The organism is Klebsiella sp. RCJ4, assembly GCF_009025755.1.
GTDB lineage: Bacteria > Pseudomonadota > Gammaproteobacteria > Enterobacterales > Enterobacteriaceae > Klebsiella > Klebsiella michiganensis.
Genome location: NZ_WCIN01000033.1, coordinates 80,323 through 93,586 on the forward strand (window position 1 = coordinate 80,323; position 13,264 = coordinate 93,586).

14 protein-coding genes are annotated in these 13,264 nt (G+C 56.5%); 3 read left to right on the plus strand and 11 right to left on the minus strand.

Annotated elements, in window-relative coordinates; genetic code table 11:
• Positions 1 to 14 precede the first annotated feature (14 nt).
• The 3 genes from pdxH to pdxY all read left to right on the plus strand — a co-directional run bounded on the left by pdxH (position 15) and on the right by pdxY (position 3,121).
• Entirely contained in the window at positions 15 to 671 is a 657-nt protein-coding gene (gene pdxH / locus F8562_RS11550; RefSeq protein ID WP_042934361.1) for a pyridoxamine 5'-phosphate oxidase, read from the plus strand.
• 253 nt (positions 672 to 924) lie between these two features.
• Positions 925 to 2,199, plus strand: a complete 1,275-nt coding sequence (gene tyrS, locus F8562_RS11555; protein WP_004851444.1) for a tyrosine--tRNA ligase — start codon at positions 925 to 927, stop codon at positions 2,197 to 2,199.
• A 61-nt stretch (positions 2,200 to 2,260) separates the two neighbouring features.
• Complete coding sequence (gene pdxY, locus F8562_RS11560; protein ID WP_009654806.1) at positions 2,261 to 3,121, plus strand: pyridoxal kinase PdxY; 861 nt, start codon at positions 2,261 to 2,263, stop codon at positions 3,119 to 3,121.
• 47 nt (positions 3,122 to 3,168) lie between these two features.
• Here pdxY and gstA read toward each other — a convergent pair whose 3' ends face one another.
• The 11 genes from gstA to ydgT form a co-directional block, all read right to left on the minus strand.
• Complete coding sequence (gstA, locus tag F8562_RS11565) at positions 3,169 to 3,774, minus strand: glutathione transferase GstA (protein ID WP_014838665.1); 606 nt, start codon at positions 3,772 to 3,774, stop codon at positions 3,169 to 3,171.
• Between the two features lie 108 nt (positions 3,775 to 3,882).
• The gene (dtpA, locus tag F8562_RS11570; protein WP_014229591.1) at positions 3,883 to 5,388 is read right to left on the minus strand and encodes a dipeptide/tripeptide permease DtpA; all 1,506 of its coding nucleotides are present in this window, start codon (positions 5,386 to 5,388) and stop codon (positions 3,883 to 3,885) included.
• 597 nt (positions 5,389 to 5,985) lie between these two features.
• Positions 5,986 to 6,621 (minus strand): endonuclease III, encoded by a 636-nt coding sequence (gene nth, locus F8562_RS11575; protein ID WP_004851438.1) that lies wholly within the window; start codon positions 6,619 to 6,621, stop codon positions 5,986 to 5,988.
• A complete protein-coding gene (locus tag F8562_RS11580) occupies positions 6,614 to 7,321 on the minus strand; it encodes an electron transport complex subunit E (RefSeq protein ID WP_004851436.1) in 708 nt (235 codons plus the stop codon). Before F8562_RS11580 ends, nth begins: the two co-directional genes overlap by 8 nt.
• A gap of 3 nt (positions 7,322 to 7,324) precedes the next feature.
• Entirely contained in the window at positions 7,325 to 7,945 is a 621-nt protein-coding gene (gene rsxG / locus F8562_RS11585) for an electron transport complex subunit RsxG (protein WP_004851434.1), read from the minus strand.
• 10 nt (positions 7,946 to 7,955) lie between these two features.
• Positions 7,956 to 9,008: an electron transport complex subunit RsxD gene (rsxD, locus tag F8562_RS11590; protein WP_014838663.1), complete on the minus strand. Its 1,053-nt coding sequence runs from the start codon at positions 9,006 to 9,008 to the stop codon at positions 7,956 to 7,958.
• A complete protein-coding gene (rsxC, locus tag F8562_RS11595) occupies positions 9,009 to 11,195 on the minus strand; it encodes an electron transport complex subunit RsxC (RefSeq protein WP_089046368.1) in 2,187 nt (728 codons plus the stop codon).
• Positions 11,188 to 11,766: an electron transport complex subunit RsxB gene (rsxB, locus tag F8562_RS11600; RefSeq protein WP_014229588.1), complete on the minus strand. Its 579-nt coding sequence runs from the start codon at positions 11,764 to 11,766 to the stop codon at positions 11,188 to 11,190. The genes rsxC and rsxB overlap by 8 nt, the downstream gene beginning before the upstream one ends.
• Positions 11,766 to 12,347, minus strand: coding sequence for an electron transport complex subunit RsxA (gene rsxA, locus F8562_RS11605; RefSeq protein ID WP_004102633.1), 582 nt, complete (start codon positions 12,345 to 12,347; stop codon positions 11,766 to 11,768). The genes rsxB and rsxA overlap by 1 nt, the downstream gene beginning before the upstream one ends.
• Positions 12,348 to 12,424: 77 nt before the next feature.
• The gene (locus F8562_RS11610) at positions 12,425 to 12,865 is read right to left on the minus strand and encodes a DUF2569 domain-containing protein (RefSeq protein ID WP_014229587.1); all 441 of its coding nucleotides are present in this window, start codon (positions 12,863 to 12,865) and stop codon (positions 12,425 to 12,427) included.
• A gap of 79 nt (positions 12,866 to 12,944) precedes the next feature.
• On the minus strand, positions 12,945 to 13,160 hold the full coding sequence (ydgT, locus tag F8562_RS11615; protein ID WP_004134363.1) for a transcription modulator YdgT: 216 nt from the start codon (positions 13,158 to 13,160) through the stop codon (positions 12,945 to 12,947).
• Between the last annotated feature and the right edge of the window lie 104 nt (positions 13,161 to 13,264).

Consider the following 13,264-nt stretch of genomic DNA (forward strand, 5'->3'; position numbering starts at 1 on the left):
TTTTCTCAATTGCCATGTCTGATAACGACGAATTGCAGCAAATCGCGCACCTGCGCCGTGAGTATACCCGTGGTGGCCTGCGCCGCCACGATCTTCCCGCCGAACCTCTGGCACTCTTTGAGCGCTGGCTGCGTCAGGCCTGTGACGCAAAGCTCGCTGACCCAACGGCGATGGTTGTCGCGACCGTCGATGAAAACTCGCAGCCTTACCAGCGCATCGTGTTGCTCAAGCACTACGATGAGAAAGGCCTGGTGTTCTATACCAACCTCGGCAGCCGCAAAGCCCATCAGATTGAAAAAAATCCCCGCATCAGCCTGCTTTTCCCATGGCATATGCTGGAGCGTCAGGTGATGGTTATCGGTAAAGCGGAACGTCTTTCAACGCTGGAAGTGGTGAAATATTTCCATAGCCGTCCGCGCGATAGTCAGATTGGCGCATGGGTGTCGCAGCAGTCCACCCGTATCTCGGCGCGCGGCATCCTTGAGAGTAAGTTCCTGGAGCTTAAGCAAAAATTCCAGCAGGGCGAAGTGCCGCTGCCGAGCTTCTGGGGCGGATTCCGCGTCAGTATCGAACAGATGGAGTTCTGGCAGGGCGGCGAGCATCGTCTGCACGATCGTTTTCTCTACCAGCGGCAAAACGGCGGCTGGCAAATCGACCGACTGGCGCCATAAAGGACGCAAAAATGTTGTGTTAAGCGCTGGTGCATCGTGGCCCGGCGCTTTATTCTATACGCTTCATTTTTCAAGCTGCATCTTTGTTAGCTGCGCCTGCCTGGCTCTGTCGCTTACCTGAGTAAGTTCCCCGGGCTTTCACATGCTTGCCGCGGCGACGCAGCTTGAATAATTTTGCGTAGATATTTTTTTCGCGTCTGGCGAAAAGTCGTGTACCGGCAGAGGTGCAGTCGTTTTATAGATGGAGAATTTGATGGCAAGCAGTAACTTGATTAAACAATTGCAGGAGCGGGGGCTGATAGCCCAGGTGACGGACGAAGAAGCGTTAGCAGAGCGACTGGCGCAAGGCCCGATCGCGCTCTATTGCGGCTTCGATCCCACCGCTGACAGCTTGCATTTGGGGCATCTTGTTCCATTGTTATGCCTGAAACGCTTCCAGATGGCCGGCCATAAACCGGTTGCCCTGGTGGGCGGCGCGACCGGTCTGATTGGCGACCCGAGCTTTAAAGCCGCGGAGCGTAAACTGAACACTGAAGATACCGTGCAGGAGTGGGTAGATAAAATTCGCAAACAGGTCGCGCCTTTCCTCGACTTTGATTGCGGTGAAAATTCTGCCATTGCCGCCAACAACTACGACTGGTTTGGCAGCATGAACGTGCTGACATTCCTGCGTGATATCGGCAAGCACTTCTCGGTAAACCAGATGATCAACAAAGAAGCGGTGAAGCAGCGTCTGAACCGCGACGACCAGGGCATCTCTTTTACCGAGTTCTCCTACAACCTGCTGCAGGGTTACGACTTTGCCTGCCTGAACAAGCTGCACGGCGTGGCGCTGCAAATCGGCGGTTCTGACCAGTGGGGCAACATTACCTCCGGTATCGACCTGACCCGTCGTCTGCACCAGAACCAGGTCTTTGGCCTGACCGTTCCGCTGATCACCAAGGCGGACGGCACGAAATTCGGTAAAACCGAAGGCGGCGCAGTGTGGCTGGATCCGAAGAAAACCAGTCCGTACAAGTTCTACCAGTTCTGGATCAACACTGCGGATGCCGACGTTTATCGCTTCCTGAAGTTCTTCACTTTTATGGACATGGCTGAAATCAATGCCCTGGAAGAAGAAGACAAAAACAGCGGTAAAGCACCGCGCGCCCAGTATGTGCTGGCCGAACAGGTGACCCGCCTGGTGCACGGTGAAGAAGGTCTGGTGGCGGCAAAACGCATTACCGAGAGCCTGTTCAACGGTAACCTGAGCGATTTGAGCGAAGCCGATTTCGAACAGCTGGCGCAGGATGGCGTGCCGATGATCGAAATGGATAAAGGCGCCGATCTGATGCAGGCGCTGGTGGATTCTGAACTGCAGCCGTCCCGCGGTCAGGCGCGTAAAACCATCGCATCCAATGCGGTGACCATCAACGGCGAAAAACAGTCCGACCCGGAATACGTATTTGTTGATGCCGACCGTCTCTTTGGTCGCTACACCTTACTGCGTCGCGGTAAGAAAAATTACTGTCTGGTCTGCTGGAAGTAATTGCGTAAAGGCAGGGGCGTGGGAAACCGCGCCCCTTATTTTTTGCTCTCAGGTAATCAAGATGAAGAATATCCTCGCCATCCAGTCCCACGTTGTGTTTGGCCATGCGGGCAACAGCGCCGCTGAATTTCCGATGCGCCGCCTTGGCGCCAACGTCTGGCCGCTTAATACCGTACAATTCTCCAACCATACCCAATACGGAAAGTGGACCGGCTGCGTGATGCCGCCAGCGCATCTGACGGAAATTGTTCAGGGGATTGCCGATATTAACCAGCTTCAGCGCTGTGACGCGGTATTAAGCGGATACCTGGGATCGGCGGAACAGGGCGAACATATTCTTGGCATCGTGCGTCAGGTGAAAAGCGCCAATCCGGCCGCGAAATATTTCTGCGATCCGGTCATGGGGCACCCTGAAAAGGGCTGTATCGTAGCGCCCGGCGTCGCGGAGTTTCATGTACGCTATGCGCTGCCGGCGAGCGATATTATTGCGCCAAACCTGGTTGAGCTGGAGATCCTCTGCGGGCATCCGGTGGCGAACGTTAACGAAGCGGTGCTGGCCGCGCGCGAGCTGATTGCACAGGGGCCGGAAGTGGTGCTGGTGAAGCATCTTTCGCGGGCCGGGCTGAGTATGGATCGTTTTGAAATGCTGCTGGTCACCGCGCAGGAAGCCTGGCATATCAGCCGTCCGCTGGTGGATTTTGGCATGCGCCAGCCGGTGGGCGTCGGCGATGTCACCAGCGGGCTGCTGCTGGTTAAGCTGCTGCAGGGCGCGGGACTGCGCGATGCGCTGGAGCACGTGACCGCTGCGGTGTATGAAATCATGCTTGCGACAAAAAATATGCAGGAGTATGAACTACAGGTTGTGGCGGCTCAGGATCGCATCGCGCAGCCGGAGCACTACTTCAGCGCTACGCAGCTTTAAGAGGTGTGAGAACAACTTGCCCGACCTGCATCGGGCAAGCATCGGCTTCACTTCAGCCCTTCAGCCTCAAGGGCGGCGGCAACCGCAGGCCGGGCGGCAACGCGCTTCATCCAGGCTGCAATATTGCTATAGCCTTCCATATCCAGCTTCACGGCGTACGCCCAGCGCAGTACGGTGAACAGGTAGCCATCGGCGATAGTGAAACGGTGCCCGTTAATCCACTCTTTATCTTCCAGGCATTCGTTCACGTACTGCATTTTTTTGTCCAGCAGCGCGCGAGCGACAGGTTTGTAATCCTCCGGCGTATCCGGGCGAAACAGCGGGGTAAAACCTTTATGCAGCTCCGTCGCAACGTAGTTTAGCCACTCCAGCGTCTGATAGCGGGCGATGCTTCCCACCGGCGCCAGCAGCTGGCGGTCCGGCACGCGATCGGCGATATATTGCATAATGGCCACGCCTTCCGTCAGCAGCACATCATCGTCCAGCAGCAGCGCCGGTACCTGACCCTTCGGGTTGATCTGCAGATAATCATCCCCGTTTTCGAGACGTTTCTTCATCACGTCAACGCTCTGCAGGGTGAAGTCCAGCCCGCTTTCGCGTAGCGCGATATGCGAAGCAAGAGAACAAGCGCCGGATTTGTAGAACAGTTTCATCGGTAACTCCTCGTGGCTGCGGTTTCCTGTATGTTAGTCCGCCCAGGGGTAAAAAAAAACCGCTAACAGCGCGTTAGCGGTTTAAATTTATGGGTTTTCCCGGGGAGCTTAAGCCGTAGCGGTATCGCTGGCTTTTGCCGTTTTATCGTCGTCCTGGGTCATACGGTTCAGCTTCGGCGCCGTCATGAGCATCAGGATGGCGATAATGCCGGTGGCGACACCGATATGCAGGAACACGCGACCGTAAACTTCCAGCGACATCAGCGGGTCAGTCACGTTATCCGGCACCGCCATCATGTTCGCCACGTAGCCGCCGATCAGGTTGGCGCCAGCAGTAGTCAGGAACCAGCTACCCATAATGAAGCCCATCAGGCGCTGCGGAACCAGCTGTGCCACCATCGCCAGACCCAGACCGGAAATCATCAGTTCACCGATACTCTGCAGGCCGTAGCTGATCACCAGCCAGCTGACGTTTACGATGCCCGCGTCGCTGGCGAACTTAGCGCCCAGCGGCAGGACAAGGAAGGCGCCGGAGCACAGGACCATACCAATAGCAAACTTCATCGGCATCGGCAGGGTATCGCCCATCTTGTTATAAATGGCGGCCAGAATCGGGCTACCGATAATGATCCAGAAAGGGTTCAGCGCCTGGTACTGCTCAGGCTCGAAAGCGATGCCCAGCAGAGAGTGTTCAACGTTGCGAATCGCAAAGAAGTTGAGGGAGGTTGGCATCTGGCTATACAGAACGAAGAAGATAATCGCCTGCAGCATCAGGATGAAAGCGACGATCATTTTACGACGGGCCGCGCCCTGCATCGCGAAAGCTTCTTTAGCGAAAATAACGATGATGCCCAGCGCAACCACGCCCAGCGCCATACGTGCAATACCCTGGTTGTGCAGCAGCCAGGTTGCAATCGCGATGAGAACCACCACGCCAACGATAGTCGCCAGCAGCTTACCTACCTGCAGCGGGGCGAAGTCAGGCTTCGAGCCGTACTGTTTAACCCAGCGCTGGCAGAAAGCGAAATTGACGATGGTGATAACCAGGCCGACAAAGCTCAGGGCGAAAGCGACGCTCCAGCCAAACTTCGCCGCCAGCCACGGCGTGGCCAGCATAGAGAAGAAGGAACCGATGTTGACGGACATATAGTACATGGTAAATGCACCGTCCAGACGCGGGTCGTTCTTTTCATAGCAGGTTGAGAGCAGGGAAGAGGGGTTAGCCTTAAACAGGCCGTTACCGACGGCAATCGTCGCCATACCCATATACACGATGCTCGCATCGTGCCCGGACCACGCTACCAGGCCGTAGCCGATAGCCAGAACGATTGCGCCGAGCATGATGACGCGCTTAGTGCCAAGCACCTTGTCGCCCAGCCAGCCGCCAATCGCCACCAGACCGTAGACCAGCGCGCTAAAGGAGGAGAACAGAGTAATAGAGTCCGCTTCTGACATACCCAGCTGTTTAACCAGGTAAACGGCCATGATCCCTTGCAGGCCGTAGAAACCAAAACGTTCCCACAGCTCAATAGAGAAGATGAGATAGAACGAACGTGGTTGTTTGAAAGCGTTTAAACTTACGCTTTCTGTTGGTTTATTGTTTGCAGTCGACACAAATACCTCTTTTTTTACATCCCATATTAACGGGGGGTGTTCGGGGCGCAATCTTCTCAGACCGCCGCCTTTATAGTTATTCTGGAGGGAAAACGGCAGGTAATGTTCACTATCCTGCCCCTTCAGGCAATAGCTTTGCAATAATCTGTTACACATATTCCATGCGGCATAATACACCGCCTACTCAAATGTTATTCAGAGTTAAATTTCAAGGTTTAGCCAAAGGGAGAGTTTTTATCTGCTGGAATCCGAAGTTTTTCGCATAATGGCGATATGTTCGGCTGTATGCGCTTGCATCCAGTGATATAGCCCGTAATCCTAAAAATTGATGGGTTATTGTGTTGGTATTTAACTTAAGGGTATTTGAATCAGCAGGTTTGCACGCAAAAGCGTTAACATTAAATCAACAATAAATTGACCAGGTGATCTCGATCACAAATGTATAGAAATTTTGCCTCTAAAAAAAATGAATAAGCTGGCCGATGATTATATAACCGCATAATCACCCGCAACAGCGCGAAAATGATGGCGTGAATGTCGATGAAGGCGGGGGAAAAGCAGCGTCATCACCCTGATGGATAATGACGCGATGCGTGTTCAGAGATCGACCTTCTCTTTGTACTCGCAAAGGTCTTCTATCAGGCAGGAGCCGCAGCGCGGTTTGCGGGCAATACAGGTATAACGACCGTGCAGGATTAACCAGTGATGGCAGTCGACTTTAAATTCCGCTGGAACCACCTTTAACAGCTTTTCTTCGACCTGTTCAACGTTCTTACCGGGCGCGAATTGTGTCCGATTGCAAACGCGGAAGATATGCGTATCGACGGCGATTGTCGGCCAGCCGAAGGCGGTGTTGAGTACCACGTTCGCGGTTTTACGGCCGACGCCGGGAAGCGCCTCAAGGGCCGCCCGATCTTCCGGCACTTCACCATTGTGCTGCTCAAGCAGGATACGACAGGTCTTGATGACGTTTTCTGCTTTGCTGTTAAACAGGCCAATAGTCTTGATATACGACTTCACGCCCTCAACGCCCAGTGCCAGCATGGCCGCCGGCGTGTTGGCGACCGGGTAGAGTTTTGCCGTCGCTTTGTTGACGCTGACGTCGGTGGCCTGCGCCGAGAGCAGGACGGCAATCAATAATTCAAACGGCGAGTGAAAATTCAGCTCCGTAGTGGGGTGCGGGTTGTTATCCCTGAGCCTGGTGAGGATCTCCAGGCGTTTACTCTTATTCATTCCAGGCTTTTCCCGTCACATCAGACGGCGCAACGACATCGGCTTGTACCGCTTTAGCTTTGCGCTGTTTGCTACGTTCATCGATAAGGTATTTTACCGCCAACATCATGCCGAGGCCAATAAATGCCCCCGGCGGCAGCATCGCCAGCAGAAACGGCGTATCGGTATGAAATACTTCAATGCGCAGAACTTTAGCCCAGCTGCCGAGCAGGCTATCGGCACCGTCAAACAGGGTACCGTTGCCGAGAATTTCCCGCATTGATCCGAGCACAAACATCGCACAGGTGGCCCCCATGCCGATGGAAAAACCATCCAGCGCCGACAGCGCCGGGCCTTTTTTCGCGGCAAAGGCCTCAGCGCGCCCAACCACGATACAGTTGGTGACAATCAGCGGGATAAAGATCCCCAGAGACTGATAGAGGCCGAACGCGTAGGCGTTGATCAGCATCTGCACGACGCTCACCACCGAAGCGATGATCATGACGTAAATCGGAATACGAATTTCCGCCGGCGTCCAGCGGCGCAGGCTGGAAATGGTCAGGTTCGTCAGGGTGAGCACCAGCGTCGTCGCCAGCCCAAGGCCAAGGGCGTTGGTGGCGGTCGAGGTCACGGCGAGTAGGGGACACATCCCCAGCAGCTGAACCAGCGCGGAGTTGTTTTTCCACAACCCCTGAACAATAACGTCTTTTACTTCGCTCATGATTTAGTCTCCACAGGGAGTGAATGCGGAAATCTGCGCGGGCAGCGTTTGTGCGTACAGGCCGGCGCGCTTGACGGCATTGACCACCGCGCGCGGGGTAATAGTGGCCCCGGTAAACTGGTCGAAGTCGCCGCCGTCTTTTTTTACGGCCCAGTGGCTGTCGTTTTGTCCATGAATCACTTTACCGGCAAAGAGGGTGATCCAGTCGGAAATTCTGAGTTCGATTTTATCGCCCAGCCCCGGCGTCTCATGATGTTCGGTGACGCGGGTACCCAGCACGGTACCTTTAAAATCGGCGGCCACCAGCAGCTGAATGGCCCCGGAATAGCCGTCCGGTGCGGTGGCTTCCATCACCGCAGCCACCGGTTTTTCGCCATCCTGAGCGATCCAAACCTTGTGCTGGCCTTTTCCCAGCGCCGGGGCGGTAACTTGATAACAGCTTTTCAGCAAGTCGTTGTTATAAAGATTAGCCGGCATAACCTGGTCAAATAAGGCTTTTTGCTGCTGGGCAGCCTGGTCTTCAATGGTGCTTTTGGTCAGCTCGTTAATCGCGGCCGTCAGCCCGGTAGACCCCGCCGCAAAGAGGGCCAGCGTGATGCCGTGTTTACGCATGCTTTGTAACATGTTCGGGTCCTCAGCGGTGGCCGTACGCGCGCGGGCGCGTATAGTAATCGATCAAGGGAACGGTAATATTGGCCAGCAGAACGGCAAAGGCCACGCCATCCGGATAGCCGCCAAAGCTGCGAATTAGCCATACCAGTAACCCCGCCAGCGCGCCGAAGATCAGGCGTCCGCGATTGGTGGTGGAGGCGGTTACCGGATCCGTCAGAATAAAGAACGCGCCCAGCATGGTGGCGCCGGACAGCAGATGAATCTGCGGCGAGGCGAGGCTTTCCGGGGAGAACAGCCATCCGAGGGTAGCGCAAACGGCAAGGCTCAGCAGAAAACTGACCGGAATATGCCAGCGAATAGCTTTCTGCCATAACAGGCACAGACCACCCGCCAGATACGCCACGTTAACCCACTGCCAGCCGAGGCCGGCGAGCGCGCCGCCGTAGACAGGATACTGGAGAATCTCTTCAACCGCGTGACCGGCATGAAGCGAGGTTTTGAAGGTATCCAGCGGCGTGGCCTGGCTGATACCGTCAATGCCCATTCGCAGGCTGTTCATGTCTCCACCGCTCGCCGTATGGCCAGTGAAAATCATCCGCAGCGCGTCGCTAAATCCGGGAACATTGGCGGCTATCTCATGCGGCGGGAGCCACGAAGTCATCTGGACCGGGAAGGAGATGAGCAGTACGACATAGCCGATCATCGCCGGGTTAAAAGGATTATGACCCAGACCACCGTAGAGCTGTTTAGCGATGATCACCGCGAACGCGGTCCCCAGCACCACCATCCACCAGGGAGCAAAAGGCGGAATACTGATGGCCAGCAGCAGGCCGGTCAGCAGCGCGGAGTTATCGGCGAGGATCGCGGGAATATTTTGTTTGCGCAGTTTAAGGATGGCCGCTTCGGCTCCCCACGCCGTGATGGCGGCAAGGATAATTTGCAGCACGGTACCCCAGCCGAAAAACCAGGTCTGAACCGCGATGCCGGGCACGGCGGCGAGCAGCACCAGCAGCATAATCCGCGAAGTCTGGCGCTGATTGTGGGTATAAGGGGAACTTGCGATTCTGAAAACCATTTAATCCTCGTTAACTGCCTGCCGGGATGCTTTCCGGGCCTGAACGCGGGCGATTGCTTCAGCGACTGCCGCTTTGCGGGCGTCATCATTGGCTGCCGACGGGGGAACTGCTTGTTGCTGTTGTTCTGCTTTACGCGCTTTAGCCCGGGCGATGGCGGCCTCGACGGCGGCCTTGCGCGGATCAACGGCGGCGGGCTGCTCCGCTGCGGCGTCTTCCGCAGGAACCGCCTGCTGTTCGACTTTGCGCGCTTTGGCGCGGGCGATGGCGGCCTCAACGGCGGCTTTGCGCGGGTCAACGGCGGCGGGCTGCTCTGCTGCGGCGTCTTCCGCCGGAGCGGCCTGCTGTTGGGCTTTACGCGCTTTGGCCCGGGCGATGGCGGCCTCGACGGCGGCTTTGCGCGGGTCAACAGCGGCAGGCTGCTCTACTGCGGCGTCTTCCGCAGGAACCGCCTGCTGTTCGACTTTGCGCGCTTTGGCTCGGGCGATGGCGGCCTCGACGGCGGCCTTGCGCGGGTCAACGGCGGCGTCGGATGACGGCCCGGCGACGTTGCTTTGTGCCTGTTGCTGCGCTTTGCGTGCCCGGGCCTCGGCCTTGCGGGCTTCGCGGGCGGCAATGGCTTCGCTGTTATCCGGTTTGGCGCCGGAGAGCACGATAATTGGCTGCGCCGCGTCACGCTGCTTTTCCCGTACCCGGGCAAGGGCGGCGTTAATCGCGTCCTGATCTTTCGCCGCGGGCTGGACCGCGGCCTGCTTATGCCGTTCCAGACGCGCGGCTTTATCGCGCTCAAGACGCGCCTGACGGGCCTCAAAGCGTAATTTCGCCTCCGCCGCGCGTTTCTCTTCCTGAGCAAGCGCGTAAATCTCCGCTTTTTCCTGGCGGAAGTACTGCACCAGCGGGATATTGCTTGGGCAGACCCAGGCGCAGGCGCCGCACTCAATGCAATCCGCCAGGTTATGGCTGGTGGCTTTGTCGTGCTGCTGGCCTTTGCTGAACCAATAAAGCTGCTGCGGCAGAAGATCGGCCGGGCAGGCGTCCGCGCAGGCGCTGCAGCGGATGCAGCCTTTTTCCTCTTCCGGCTCGCCCATTTCGCTCGCCGACGGCGCCAGCAGGCAGTTGGTGATTTTCACGACCGGCACGTCGAGCCACGGCAGGGTGAAGCCCATCAGCGGCCCGCCCATAATTACCATAGGATCGCCGCTCGGACAGAAACCGGCATCGTTGAGCAGATGGCTGACCGGAGTGCCGAGGCGCGCCCAGACGTTGCCCGGACGCGAGATCGCTTCCCCGGTCAGGGTGACGACGCGCTCGGTCAGCGGCTCGCCGTCGATTACCGCGCGTTTCACCGCATAGGCGGTGCCGACGTTCTGCATCAGCACGCCGATGTCAGAGGAGCGTCCGCCGTGAGGCACCTGCTTGCCGGTAAGGATCTGCGTCAGCTGTTTCGCGCCGCCGGAGGGATATTTCGTGGGGATCACGCGCAGGGAAATACCGTGCGTGTCGGCTAATACCGCGCGCAGCATCGAAATCGCCTGCGGTTTATTATCCTCGATGCCGATCAGTACCTGAGCTGGCTGCAGAATATGGGCAAGGATGCGAATACCCTCGACGATCTGCGCCGCGCAATCCTGCATCAGACGGTCGTCGGCGGTAATATAGGGTTCGCACTCGGCGGCGTTGATAATGAGTGTGTCGATTTTGTCGCCGCCGCCGTGCAGCTTGGCGCCGGTCGGGAAACCCGCGCCGCCCAGTCCGGCCACGCCAAACTGGTGAATACGCTCAATCAGCGCTTCGCGGGATTTATTCTGGTAATCGTTCCAGCCATCGCGTTCAATCCAGCGGTCTTCGCCATCGGCATCAATAATGACGCTCATTTCCGCCAGCGCGGAAGGGTGGGCGGTAGAGTGGGGAGCAATGGCCGCCACCGTACCGGACGTCGGGGCGTGCACCGGCAGCATTCTGCCCCAGCCGCGCGTTAACGGCTGGCCGCGCAGGACGCGATCGCCCGGCTGAACGCAGAGTTCACCTTCCGCGCCAATATGCTGTTTTAGCGGAATGACAAAACGCTGCGGCAGTGAAACCTGACGCAGCGGGGTACCGTTGGACTGGGTTTTCATTTCTGGCGGATGGATGCCGCCGTTGAAGTCCCAGACTTTATCTTTGCGAAAAGCGGAAAATAACTTAAACATGTTGTTCCACGGGAATAATGCGTACCGGGATGGTCTGAAGATCCCATTTCCAGGTTTCTGTCGTCGGCGCCACCGGGCGCAGTTCAATACATTGCGTCGGACAAGGCGCGACGCAAAGATTACAGCCGGTACAGAGATCGCTCATCACCGTATGCATGGCGCGCGTGGCGCCGACGATGGCATCGACGGGACAGGCCTGAATGCATTTTGTGCAGCCGATGCAGTTCGCCTCGTCGATCACCGCCAGCATTCGCACCGGTTCGGCTTCCTGCGCATCGCCGTCTGTCGGCTGCGGATCGACGTTCAATAGCTCGGCGATTTTCAGCATCACCGCTTCGCCGCCGGGGGCGCAGCAGTTGATTTTCTCGCCCTGGGTCCCCACCGCTTCAGCGTAGGGACGGCAGCCAGGGTAGCCGCACTGGCCGCACTGGCTCTGCGGAAGCAGGGCATCAATTTTTTCCACCACCGGGTCATCTTCCACCGCAAAGCGGCGGGAGGCGTACCCCAGAATTAAGCCGAAAATTAGCCCCAGCAGGCTAATGGCGACCACGGCTATCCAGACAGCGTTCATTACAACTTCACCAAACCACTAAAGCCCATAAAAGCAAGGGACATTAAACCTGCGGTGACCAGCGCAATCGCGTTACCGCGAAACGGCGCGGGAACATCCGCTACCACCAGCCGCTCGCGAATGGAGGCGAAAAGCACCATAACCAGCGAAAAACCGACCGCGGCGGCAAAACCGTACAGCGCCGATTGCAGGAAATTATGCCCAAGGTTAATGTTGAGCAGCGCCACGCCGAGCACCGCGCAGTTGGTGGTGATCAGCGGCAGGAAGATGCCCAGCAGGCGATACAGCGCCGGGCTGGTTTTACGCACGACCATTTCGGTAAACTGCACCACCACGGCGATGACCAGGATAAAGGCCAGCGTACGTAAATAGACCAGATCCAGCGGGATAAGGATCCAGGTATCAATTAACCAGGCGCAAATAGAGGCCAGCGTCATCACAAACGTGGTGGCGAGCCCCATCCCCATAGCGGCTTCCAGCTTTTTGGAAACCCCCATAAACGGGCACAGTCCAAGAAACTTCACCAGCACGAAGTTGTTAACCAGGACAGTGCCAACAAAGAGCAGTAAATAATCAGCCATCATTTGACCTGAAATAGAAAAAGCCGTCTATTATCGAATAAATCGATACCGGCGACAACAGGTTAACTGTGTGGTTATTACGGATTCACAAAGGTCCGCTTAACCCGTTGAGAGCGCCTGAAATAGGGCGCAAGCAGCGCTGCGGCGAGGAGAGGGAATAGCAGCTGGCGCAGCGCGAGCGCGTCGGAAATCGGGGAAAAGGCAAAGGCTTTTACCGCCAGCAGAAGCGTGATCAGCAGCCAGATAATGTAGTGCTTCGGTACCCCTTTCCGCCGTTTAAAGAAGGCGATGGTCAACCACAGCGTGTAGTACCACATGGCGATCGCAAAGGCTAAGGAGGCGATCCACAGGGCGAGATGTTCGATGCTCATCGCGCTCAGCAATGCGTAAGTCTGGGAAGACATCAGGGCATCAGCAAAAAACAGCAGCGACAATGAGGCGCTAAGCAGGGCTACCAGGAGCCATGCCAGCGGTGCCAGAAGCCATCCGCCAATACGTTCCACAGAGTCAGAAGACATTATTACTCCAGAATTCAACGCCAGTTATAAATAAAAGCAGGGCGGAAGTATAAGCAACTGGCGTGAATGATGACAGTCTTTATTGCACGTAGCGCCAGACGGACTTGGGCACTTCGCCGATGTTGAACAATTTGCCGCCAGAAACCAGCTCCGCCCGGCGATGGTCGGCCGCGCGATACATGTTGACGATCTCTTCGTTATCGGTCAGGGAATAGTTAAGGTGATCAAAAAGTTTTTCCAGACTTTCCAGCGAACTGATTTTACGAAATTTTAATAAGTAGTCCTGAACGGTCATTTGCGTATCCATTTTATAATCGGAATAAATTAAGTTGAATATACCCATACTGAGTAAACCTGTTCTCAACCGGCAGTTCCTTTCTAAGATAAACTGTATGCAAT